Origin of the sequence: Streptomyces sp. NPDC012474, from assembly GCF_042955185.1 — a bacterium.
Taxonomy (GTDB): Bacteria; Actinomycetota; Actinomycetes; order Streptomycetales; family Streptomycetaceae; genus Streptomyces; species Streptomyces cahuitamycinicus.
Window position 1 is genome coordinate 172,185 of sequence record NZ_JBIBEP010000014.1, and the last position, 11,294, is coordinate 183,478.

General features: G+C 72.3%; 7 protein-coding genes. 5 read left to right on the forward strand and 2 right to left on the reverse strand.

Translation table 11 applies throughout. The features are described 5' to 3' along the window. Window positions 1-35: 35 nt before the first annotated feature. Window positions 36-2,120 (reverse strand): iron uptake transporter permease EfeU, encoded by a 2,085-nt coding sequence (gene efeU / locus ACFY9S_RS27890; protein ID WP_391133377.1) that lies wholly within the window; start codon window positions 2,118-2,120, stop codon window positions 36-38. A gap of 253 nt (window positions 2,121-2,373) precedes the next feature. Here efeU and ACFY9S_RS27895 point away from each other — a divergent pair, with 253 nt between their 5' ends. The 3 genes from ACFY9S_RS27895 to ACFY9S_RS27905 all read left to right on the forward strand — a co-directional run bounded on the left by ACFY9S_RS27895 (window position 2,374) and on the right by ACFY9S_RS27905 (window position 6,609). Further along, window positions 2,374-3,474, forward strand: coding sequence for a GDSL-type esterase/lipase family protein (locus ACFY9S_RS27895; RefSeq protein WP_391133210.1), 1,101 nt, complete (start codon window positions 2,374-2,376; stop codon window positions 3,472-3,474). A 124-nt stretch (window positions 3,475-3,598) separates the two neighbouring features. Continuing rightward, window positions 3,599-5,236 carry a cellulase family glycosylhydrolase gene (locus ACFY9S_RS27900; protein ID WP_391133212.1) on the forward strand — a complete coding sequence of 546 codons (1,638 nt, stop codon included), beginning with the start codon at window positions 3,599-3,601 and terminating at the stop codon, window positions 5,234-5,236. Window positions 5,237-5,445: 209 nt separating this feature from the next. Next, window positions 5,446-6,609 (forward strand): acyltransferase family protein, encoded by a 1,164-nt coding sequence (locus ACFY9S_RS27905; protein WP_391133215.1) that lies wholly within the window; start codon window positions 5,446-5,448, stop codon window positions 6,607-6,609. A 10-nt stretch (window positions 6,610-6,619) separates the two neighbouring features. On the opposite strand, the gene ACFY9S_RS27910 is transcribed toward ACFY9S_RS27905, so the two are convergent. Next, window positions 6,620-8,752 (reverse strand): alpha-galactosidase, encoded by a 2,133-nt coding sequence (locus tag ACFY9S_RS27910; RefSeq protein ID WP_391133218.1) that lies wholly within the window; start codon window positions 8,750-8,752, stop codon window positions 6,620-6,622. Between the two features lie 106 nt (window positions 8,753-8,858). Between ACFY9S_RS27910 and ACFY9S_RS27915 the strand changes: the two genes are divergently transcribed. Continuing rightward, complete coding sequence (locus ACFY9S_RS27915) at window positions 8,859-9,896, forward strand: substrate-binding domain-containing protein (RefSeq protein WP_391133221.1); 1,038 nt, start codon at window positions 8,859-8,861, stop codon at window positions 9,894-9,896. A 70-nt stretch (window positions 9,897-9,966) separates the two neighbouring features. Beyond that, window positions 9,967-11,292 (forward strand): extracellular solute-binding protein, encoded by a 1,326-nt coding sequence (locus ACFY9S_RS27920; RefSeq protein WP_391133224.1) that lies wholly within the window; start codon window positions 9,967-9,969, stop codon window positions 11,290-11,292. Window positions 11,293-11,294 lie beyond the last annotated feature (2 nt).

Genomic DNA, 11,294 nt, shown 5'->3' on the forward strand with positions numbered 1-11,294 from the left:
GCGCACTAACGCGGGGTGGTTTCGTCGCCGCGCGCTCACGCGGACTTCCTGACTTCGAGCAGATCCGGCACCGGCGAGAGGTCTTCGAGGAGCTGCCCCGTGGCCCCGTCGAGCCGGGCCTTCGCCACGCGGCCGAGCCGGTCGACGGGGGTCCAGCCGGTCCCGTGGTGTGCGGAGTCGAGCAGCTTCTGCAGTCGCGCGATGTCCGCGTCGACGGCTGGCAGCAGACGCGGGGCGCGCGTGCTGAGCAACGGCTCCAGTACGGCGAGCAGTTCGCGGGTGCCGGCGAGGTTGGCGTCGGCGGTGGCCAGTCCGGTGCCGCTGCCCTGGTCGGTGTCGCCGGTCAGTTCGAACTGGAGGGTGTTCTCCAGGATCTCGTGGGCGCGCAGGGGCAGGTCGGAGGGGTCGAAGTCCTGATGCGGGAAAGCCTTGCGCAGTCCGGCGCTGTCGTCGGCCAACTGCTGTGCCACGCCGTTGAGTCCGGCCGCCGGCTCGCCGTGCCACAGCCCGTACTCGATCCGGTGGAAGCCGGTGAAGTCCCTGTCGTGCACGCCGCCCGGCAGACCGTCGGGACGCCCGTCGATCTTCTGCTCGAAGTCTTCGAAGGTGCCGTAGGCGGCGCCGAGGGAGGCATAGGTGCGGTGGGCCGTCAGCCAGTCGGTGCGGGCGGTGTCCAGGTGCCCGGCGCGGATGTCGTCACTGAGCTTCCGGGTCCGGGTGACGAGTGTCGCCAGCCCTCGGTCCACGTACGCCCGGTACGCCGCGAGCGGCGCTGCGAGATCCCGCTCGGAGACGGGGACGACGGCGTGGGCACCGGCGGCGCCGTCCACCCGGACCGTCTTCGAGGTGACGGCCTTGCCGTCGCCCGGCACACAGCGCCAGGCGTACGTTCCGCCCGCCACGGTGGCGACCAGGTCCCGGGTGGTGCCGGGGGCCAGGCCCTCGATCTCGCCGTAGACCGCGTTCGAGGACGGGTCGATCAGGTACACCTCGGACGTCTGGTCCCCGGTGTTACGCATCCGGAAGGTCCGCCGCCCCGGCTCGGGCGCGGTGAAGCCCCGACCGCAGTCCTGGGCGGAGACGGCGACCGTCTCGCCCCCGGCGGGCTCGGGGTGTGCCAGGGCGACGACGAGTCCGGCCAGGAGCGCGGGCACGGCGACCACGGCGACGGGGACGAGCCAGGCCGGGCGGCGGCGAGTGGGCTCGGGGGCCGGGCCGGGACTCGGGCTCGGGCTCGGGCTCGGGCTCGGGCTCGGGCTCGGGCTCGGGCTCGGGCTCGGGCTCGGGCTCGGGCTCGGGCTGGGAGCGCCTCCCCGCACGCCCCCCACGAACAGCGTCATCACCACGCCGAGATACCCGACGTACCCGGCCGCCTGAAGCCACGTCATCGTCGGCGTCAGGTTGAGCACGCCCTGGAGCAGACTGCTGTACCAGGACCCCGCGTCGACGCTGCCGCTGAGGTCAACGGCGTAGGCCGCCCCGCCCGGCAGGACCCCGCCCTCCTGGAGGTCGCGCAGTCCGTAGCCGAGAACGCCCGCGGCGATCACGATGAGGACGGCGCCGGTGGCGGTGAAGAAGCGCGTGAGATCGATGGAGAGCACACGGCGGTAGAGCCCCCAGCACAGCACCGCCGCGAGCACGAGGCCGATACCCGCGCCGGTCAGCGGCCCGGCCGACTCGTGTGCCGCGCGGGCCGTGGTCCACAGGAACAAGGCGGTCTCCAGGCCCTCGCGCCCCACTGCCAGGAAGGAGGTGAGGACCAGCACGCCGGTGCCCATGGCCAGTGCCCCGGTGACCTTCTCCTTGATCTCCCCCGCCAGGCTGCGGGCGGAGCGGCGCATCCAGAACACCATCGCGGTCACGAAGGCGACGGCCACGATGCTCAGCGCGCCGCCGAAAGCCTCCTGCGCGGCGGTGGACAGGGAGGCCGCGGTGAAGGTCAGAACCGCGCCGAAGCTCATCGACAGCGCGATCGCCCCCAGCACGCCGGTCCACACCTGCGGCAGCCGCGACCTGGCCCCGGCCCGCACGAGTGTGGCGACCAGCACGGAGACGATGAGGCCGGCTTCGAGTCCTTCCCTCAGAGCGATCAGAAAGCTCGGAAACGCGTCGTCCCACATGTACCGGCCCTCCCGGCCCAACGCCCCGGCCCGCACAAGCGGGTTAGCCAAGGCATGCCTTACCGACGCCGACCATCATGGACTCGACTCTCTGGGCATCCGGTCATGAATGCCTCATGACCCGGCAAAAGTACTGAGGGTTCCCGGCCGCCCCGGGCATGCCATCGGATCGCCGCACCTCTTGACGCGTCAATGACAACGATGGCTTGATGAGGTGGGAGCGCTCCCACCTCATCCATGGGAAGGGACCACCATGCACAGACCCCCCCACTCGTCCCCGCACTTACGCGTCCTGTCCGTTCTCGGCCTCCTGGCCGCCCTGCTCCTCCCCCTCGGCATGGGCTTCGCCCCGGGCGCGACGGCCGCGCCCACGGCCGACCCCGTCCGCATCATGCCGCTCGGCGACTCGATCACCGGCTCGCCGGGCTGCTGGCGGGCGGTGCTCTGGAACCGGCTCAAGAACAGCGGATACACGAACATCGACTTCGTCGGCACCCTCCCCCCGCAGGGCTGCGGACAGGCCCACGACGGGGACAACGAGGGGCACGGCGGCGAACTGGTCACCAACGTGGCCGACCGGAACCTGCTGCCCGGCAGGCTGGCCTCCACCCGGCCGGACATCGTTGTCATGCACTTCGGCACGAACGACGTGTGGAGCAGCGTCGCGCCCGAGCGCATCCTCGCCGCCTACACCAAGCTCGTGGCGCAGATGAGGGCCTCGAATCCGGACATGCGGATCCTCGTCGCGCAGCTCATCCCCATGAACCCGGGCAGCTGCGCGGGCTGCGCGCAGCGGGTCGTCGACTTCAACGCACGGATTCCCGGCTGGGCCCGGGCGAACGGCACCGACCGCTCCCCCGTCACGGTGGTCGACCAGTGGACCGGCTTCAGCACGGCCACCGACACCTACGACGGCGTGCATCCCAACGCCTCCGGCGACGGCAAGATCGCCGCCCGCTGGTTCCCGGCCCTGTCGGCGGTCCTCGACGCCGGCGTCCCGCAGGACCCGGGCGATCCGGGCGAGGACCCCGTCGCCTGCACCGCGCGTTTCCGGGCCGTCTCCTCCTGGCAGGGCGGCTACCAGGGCGAGGTGACGGTGACGAACACATCGGCCTCGGCCGTCCCGGGCTGGACCGCGACCGTCGCACCGGCGAACGGAGCGCGCCTCACCCAGCTCTGGAACGGCAGCCTCACCACGGCCGCCGACGGCACGGCCACCGTCAGGAACGCGGCGTGGAACGGCACCCTCGCCCCCGGCGCGAGCGCCACCTTCGGCTTCGTCGCCACCGCCCCGGCAACGGCCGGCAGCCCGGCGGCGACCGTCACCTGCACGGGCACGGCACCGGCCGCATGACAGCCACGCCGGGCCGGATGCCCCGGCGACGGACCCGTTCGCACCGAGCGCGACGGCAGGACCCGTTCAGCACGACAGCGCGACCGGCAACGTGCCCCGACCGACCCCCACTGATGGAGCCGTCATGAGACTCCGCCCCACCCGCACCACTCCACGCCTGGCCACGGTGGCCGCCACCGTGCTCGCCCTCTTCCTGTCCCTCCTCGCCCTCACCCCGCCGGCCCAGGCCGCGCCCACCGGCTTCCGGGTGCAGAACGGCCGGCTGCTCGAGGCCGGCGGGAACGACTTCGTGATGCGCGGCGTCAACCACGCCCACACCTGGTTCCCGGACCGGATCAGCTCCCTCGCACACATCAAGGACAAGGGCGCCAACACCGTTCGCGTGGTCCTCTCCAGCGGTGACCGCTGGACCCGCAACGACACCGCCGACGTGGCGAACGTGGTCTCCCAGTGCAAGCAGAACCGGCTGATCTGCGTCCTGGAGGTGCACGACACGACGGGCTACGGCGAGCAGAGCGGAGCGGCCACCCTCGCCCGCGCGGCCGACTACTGGATCAGCGTGCGGAGCGCTCTGGCCGGCCAGGAGGACTACGTCATCGTCAACATCGGCAACGAGCCGTACGGCAACACCGGCTACACGGCGTGGACGGCGGACACCAAGGCCGCGATCCAGAAGCTCCGCGACGCCGGGTTCGACCACACGATCATGGTCGACGCGCCCAACTGGGGCCAGGACTGGGCGTTCACGATGCGCGACAACGCCGCCTCGGTCTTCGCCGCCGACCCCGACGCCAACACGGTCTTCTCGATCCACATGTACGGCGTCTTCGACACCGCCGCCGAGATCACCGACTACCTGAACCGCTTCGTCACCGCGAAACTGCCCATCGTCGTCGGCGAGTTCGGCCACGACCACTCGGACGGCAACCCCGACGAGGACACCATCCTGGCCGTCACCCAGCAGCTCCGTCTCGGCTACCTCGGCTGGTCCTGGAGCGGCAACGGCGGCGGCGTCGAGTACCTGGACATGGTCGCGAACTTCGACCCCGACCAGCTCACCTCCTGGGGTCAGCGCCTCTTCAACGGCGCGAACGGCATCGCCGCCACCGCCAAGGAGGCCGCGATCTACTCCGGCAGCGGCGGCGACACCACTCCCCCGACCGCTCCGGGCACCCCGACCGCCTCCGGGGTGACCTCCTCGTCGGCCACCCTGACCTGGGCCGCCGCCTCCGACGCGACCGGCGTCACCGGCTACGACGTCGTGCGGATCAGCGGCGCCACCGAGACGGCCGTCACCAGCAGCACCAGGACCAGCGCCACCCTCACCGGCCTGTCCCCCGCCACCTCCCACACCTTCGCCGTCTACGCCCGGGACGCGGCCGGCAACCGCTCGCCCCGCTCGGGCACGGTGACGGTCACGACCTCCCCCGGCGGCTCACCGTCGGCCTGCGGTGTCGGTTACCGGGTGACGGGCAGCTGGCCCGGCGGCTTCCAGGGTGAGATCGTCCTCCGCAACACCGGCACGTCGACGATCAACGGCTGGACGCTGCGCTGGGCCTTCCCGGACGGCCAGCGCATCACCAACCTGTGGGGCGGTACGGCGTCCCAGAGCGGCTCCGAGGTGAGCGTCGCGGCCGCCTCGTACACCGCGGCCATCCCCGCGGCCGGCTCGGTCACCCTCGGCTTCACGGCCACCCGGTCGGCCGCGAACCCCAGCCCGACCGCCTTCACCCTCAACGGCGCCGACTGCTCCGTGAGCTGACCACGCCGTCGTGCGACGGTGCCGCCGCGCGCTCCGGGCCCGGCGGCACCGCCGTGGGTGTGATCCGCGCCACACTGGCACAGAAAGCGGTTTACGCCGCGCCGCGGTGGTCAGGCGGCGGGGATGTCGCACCGGCACCCCACCGCCGCACCCCCGGCACAACGCGCAGGCACCCCTCCGGGTCCCCCGAACCCCGCGCGGGAGGCGTGATGAGCGAGGACACCCTGCGCATGCGCACGGTCACGACCGGCGGGACGGAACGGAGAGCACATCAGGCCGCGCCGGAACCGGCCGGCGGGACGGAACGGAGAGCACCGCAGTCCGCACCGGACCCGGCCGGCCGGCGGGACGCGTTCTTCGACAACGCCAAGTACCTGGCGATCGTGCTGGTGGCGATCGGGCACGCCTGGGAGCCGCTGCGGGACGGCAGCCGGGCGGCCGGCGCGCTCTACATGGTGGTGTACGCCTTCCACATGCCGGCGTTCATCGTCATCTCCGGCTACTTCTCGCGCTCCTTCGACGCGAGCCCGGGACGGATCAGGCGCCTGATCACCGGTCTCGCCGTGCCGTACGTCGTCTTCGAGACGGCCTACACCCTGTTCACCCGGTGGACCGACCAGGAGCCGGACCGGCCGGTCAGCCTGCTGGATCCCCTTTACCTGACCTGGTTCCTGGCTGCCCTGTTCATCTGGCGGCTGACCACGCCGATCTGGCAGCGCGTGCGGTGGCCGATGCCGATCGCCCTCGTCGTCGCGATGCTGGCGACTCTCTCTCCCGCCATCGGCAACGACCTCGATCTGCAGCGCACGCTGCAGTTCCTGCCGTACTTCGTCCTCGGTCTGCTGCTGCGGCCCGAGCACTTCCGCCTGGTGCGGCGCCGTGCGGCGCGGATCCTCGCCGTGCCGGTCTTCGCCGGTGCGCTCGCGGTGGCCTACTGGGCGGTGCCGCGGATGAGCGGCGCCTGGTTCTACCATCGCGACAGCGCCGAGGAGCTCGCCGCCCCCTCCTGGTACGGGCCGGTCATGACACTGGCGACGTTCGGCTGCTCGCTGGTGCTGGTCGCCTGCTTCCTCGCCTGGGTGCCCGGCCGCCGCACCTGGTTCACCGTGCTGGGCGCGGGCACGCTCTACGGCTACCTGCTGCACGGCTTCGTCGCGCAGGGGTCCAAGTTCTGGGGCTGGTACGAGCCGGCGTGGGTGCACCGGCCCCTGGGCGAGGTCCTCGTGACGGTCGCCGCCGCGGTGCTCGTGACAGCACTGTGCACCCCGCCGGTGCGACGGGTGTTCCGCTGGGTGATGGAGCCGGACATGGCGTGGGCGTTCCGCCGGGACGCACGCGATCAGGCGCGCGAGCGGAACGCCGTACGGGCGTGAGCGGCCCTTCTCACGACGTCGGCCGGAGCCGGATCAGCAGCGCCCCGGGCGTGCGCGGCACGGACATGGTCAGCCCCGACCCGTCCCAGACGGCCCGGCCCGCCTCCGGCGTCGACGGGTGCAGGATCTCCACCCGGGCGGCCCGGCCCGCCAGGTGCGGGACGGGGACGCGGAGTTCGTCCGGCCCGCCGCGCCGCCAGAGGGAGAGGTACGCCGTGCCGTCGCCGGGGCTCCGCAGCCCCAGGGCCAGCCACTCGTCCGTCCAGCCGGGCAGGCCGAGCGGCCAGAACGGCAGGGCCCGGGCGAGGTCGCCGCGGATCGACTTGTAGACGTTCACGGCGTCCCGGACGAGGGCCCGCTGGTGGTCCGACATCCGGTCCAGGTGACCGGAGAGGTGGATGCGGCCGAGGAGCGCCCCGCCGAGGGTCCAGGCGATCAGGTCGTCGTCGTACTCGGGCTGCGGGTAGGCCCAGACGGCGCCCTGCTCGGGCGGGACCATGGTCGGTGCGGCGGCGGCGATGGGCGGGTAGCTCAGCGGGTCCTGCTGGTCGCTGGTGGACTGGAGCTGGGCGACGGCGAGGGTGGCGCCGTCCATGCGCATGCCGCCGGAGGCGCAGTTCTCGACGACGAGGCCGGGGTGGCGGTCCAGAACCCCGGAGAGCCAGTCCAGGTAGGCCTGGGCGTGGCCGAGCAGGCCCGCTCCCGGTGCGAGGTCGCCGGGGGCCTGGGTGCCCGGGTCGACGACGATGTTGTAGTCCAGCTTGAGATAGCCCACGCCCCAGTCGCCGGCGATCCGGTCGACGGTCTTGTCGAGGTGGGCGCGGGCGGCCGGGTGCCTCAGGTCGAGCTGGTGGCGTCCCTGCTCGGTGAGGCGTACGCCGTCGCGCTGGAAGAACGCCTCGGGCGGCAGCTCGGCCGCGACGGGGCTGCGCACCCCGACGACCTCCGGCTCCAGCCACAGCCCGGGCACCATGCCGCGCTCCCGGATCCGGTCCAGGACGGCCCGGATGCCGCCGTCGGGGAAGCGGCGCGGCGAGGGCTGCCACGCGCCGACGCTGTCCCACCAGCCCCGGGTGTCGTCGTCGTACCAGCCGGAGTCGATGCAGAAGTACTCGGCGCCCGCGTCGGCGGCGGCGTCGATCAGCGGCAGCAGCTTGGCCGTGGTCGGGTCGCCCATGAGGGTGTTCATGTAGTCGTTGAAGACGACGGGGAGGGCGGTGTGGTCCGGGTGCGGGCGGCGGATCGCGCGGCGGTAGGAGGTGAGGGCGCCCAGCGCGGCGTCGAGGTCCGGGCCGAGGGCCAGGGCACCGGGGACGGTGGTGAACTCCTCGCCCGGTTCGAGACGGATCCGCCACTGGTGCTCGGCGTCCGTGGGTCCGTTCAGCGCCAGGTAGGTGCCGTGTGCGCGTTCGCCGAGGTCCCAGCGCCAGCCGGCCGGGGACTCGACCTGCCACGCCCAGGCCCGGCCGCCGCCGCGCTCGGTCAGCGCGCCCATGGCCAGATGGCCGTCGGTGGGCCAGCTGCCGCGCCCGGTGAGAGTGAGGGCGGCCCGGCTGTCGTGCTCGTGGACGTCCGTGTTGATGTCGGCGACGGACGCGCGCAGCGGCTCGGCGTACCAACGGCACTCGGCGAGCCAGTCGTTGCGGGCCCGGTGGACGTCGAGGGCGTCCGGGGCGGGTAGTCCGCCGAGCAGCAGGCTGCTGACGGACTGGACGACCAGGGGCGCACGGCCGTCGTTGCGGAGCCGGACCCGGGAGCGCAGGACGGGCAGGCCGGTCGGTGAGGTGAGTTCGACGAACGCCGTCAACCCGGTCGCCGGATCGTGGAGTTCGGCTGTCAGCCACTCCCAGCCCTCGCGGCTGCCGGTCCGGTGGCCCCGGTGGGCGAGCCGCGCGCCGAAGGCCGTGCCGGTGAAGCGGGGGCCTGACCAGCCGCTGCCGTGGCCGAGGGCGGTGAGCTCCACCAGCGGAAGCGCGGTCTGCGGGTCGGCGCGGCGATCGTCGCCGGGGTGCGCCAGCCGGGTCAGCCGCAAGGTCCCGTCGACAGCGACGGCGAACCGGGCGTCGAGCGCCGAGTGCTCCCAAGTGAACTCGCTGTGCCGCTGGTTGGAGGCCGTGTGCGCGGTCTCCGCCGTGCCGGTCAAGGTGCTCCCCCTCCTGGCCCCGCCCCGTTGCCGGGGAGCGGAGGTCCGCGTGAATCTCTCGTTACGGTCTCTTGACGACCCAAGTGTGACCGGTCACAATCCTCGCATGAATGTGACCGGTCACACAAGGCGCCCGGCGAGCATCAGGGACGTCGCCACGGCCGCCGGGGTTTCGTACCAGACGGTCTCGCGAGTGATCAACGGCCATCCCAGCGTCCGGCCGTCCACCCGGGAGCGGGTCCTGGCCGCCATCGAGGAACTGGGCTTCCGGCGCAACGCCACCGCCCTCGCTCTGGCCAGCGGGCGCACCCGCACCGTGACCGTGCTCACCGCGAACACCACCCACTACGGCTACGCCTCGATCCTGCAGGGCATCGAGGAGTCCGCCCGGGCCGCGTCCTACGCGGTGGGGATCGGCGTGCTGGAATCCGCCGAGGACGCTGCCGTCGCCGCCGAGGTGCAGCGGGCGGCGGACGCGGGCGGCGGGATCGTCGTGATCGCCTACGATCCGGCCGGTGTGCGGGCACTGGATGCCGTGCCCGACGGGCTGCCGGTGGTGGGCGTGGTCGAGACCCCGGCGAGCCCGCCCGGCGGCGAGAGCCCCTGGGTGTGGACCGACGACCGCGAGGCCGCCTACCAGGCGACCCGGCATCTGCTCTCACTCGGCCACGAGACCGTGCACTACGTCGCCATCCCGTCCAGCACCCGCCGCACCAGCGCCCGCACCAGCGGCTGGCGGCAGGCGCTGAAGGAGGCGGGCGCCCCGGAACCCCGCCCGGCGCAGAGCAGTTGGGGACCCGCGGGCGGTCACGCGGCGGCGCTGAAACTGGCGAGGGACCCGTCCGTCACCGCGATCCTGTGCGGCAACGACGACCTCGCGCTCGGCGTGCTCCGCGCCCTGCACGAGACGGGCCGCGCGGTGCCGGGCGAGGTCAGCGTGGCCGGGTTCGACGACGCCCCGCACTCCGCCTTCCTCACACCGTCCCTGACGACCGTCCGCCTGGACTTCACCGGCCTCGGCCGAGCCGCGTTCGCCCTGCTGCACGGTGCGCTGGAGGAGTCCGCGCCGGTCGCCCCGCATCCGGTGTCCGTACCGGAGCTGGTGGTGCGGGAGAGCTCGGGCCCTCCGCCCTCCGGCACTTGAACATCCCTGGTGAGCACCGCAGTTGTGAGTCCCGCTTCCTGAACTGAACCGCCTGCTCGAAAGGCACGAGATGAACAGAAGAGTCCTCCCCGCCCTGGCGCTGATATGTGCCGCCGGACTGGCCGCCACCGCGTGCAGTGATCCCACCGCCGGGGACTCCGGTGCCGACGACGCCGAGCAGACGGCGGTGAACCCGACCGCGCGGCTGGACGGCGTGAAGCTGACCATGTGGACCGCGCAGAACACGGTCAACGCGCCCGAGCAGGTCATCGACGCCTTCGAGAAGGCCACCGGCGCCGAGGTCGACACCCAGGCGATCCCGGACCTCTACGAGCAGAACGTTCCGACGAAGCTGGCCTCCGGCGACCGCCCCGACCTGATGTTCTGGCAGCCGTCCATCTCCACGCTGCCGTTCATCCAGCCGCGGCAGAACCTGCTCACGCTCGACGGCGAGCCCTGGGTCTCCAAGCTCGGCGACACCGAGAAGTCCCTCGGCGTCATCGACGGCAAGCGCTACGCGGCGATCGTCACCAGCCCGGCCATGCTCGGCGTCTACTACAACAAGGACGTCTTCAAGCGGGCGGGACTGACCGAGAAGGACTTCCCCACGTCGTACGACGAGTTGCTGGCGCTCGGCCACAAGGTCGCCGACGAGACCGACGCGGCCGCGTTCTACGAGGCCGGCGGCGACAAGTGGCCACTCCAGTGGCAGATGCAGGTCCAGCTCACCGACCTCGACCGGCAGTGGTGGGCCGATCTGAACGCGGGCAAGAAGAAGTGGACCGACCCGGTCGTCGTCGGCGCGATCAAGAAGTACAAGGACAAGCTGCTCGGCGCCGGGCTGGCCCAGAAGAACTACCGGACGGGCACGTTCACCGGGCAGGCCGACGCCCTGTGGAAGGGCGAGGCCGGCATGGTCCTCAACGTCACCTCCTTCCAGAGCCAGTTGCAGGCCAAGTACTCCACCGCCGAGATCGACAAGAGGATCGGCTGGTTCCCGGTCGCCAACTCCTCGGCGACCGGCCTGTACTCCCCCGACCAGACCAACGGGGTCGTCGCGTTCAGGACCGGTGACGACAAGCGGCAGAACGCGGCCCGGCAGTTCCTCGCCTTCTGGCTCGGGCCCGACTACCCGGACTACATCAAGGCGATGAAGATCCCGTCCGTGCAGCCGTCCGTGCCCACCCCCGGCGGGCTGCCCGAGACATCGAAGTCCCAGGTCGCGGCCCTGCCGAAGGCCATCGGCGTGTTCCAGGCCAAGGCCATCGTCGCACCCGACACCCACCTGTACCTGGCCGACATGATCTTCGGAAAGAAGACCCCGCTGCAGGTCGCCCAGGCGATCCAGGACCAGTTCGCGCAGGTGGCCAAGGCCCAGGGCGCACCCGGGTTCTGACG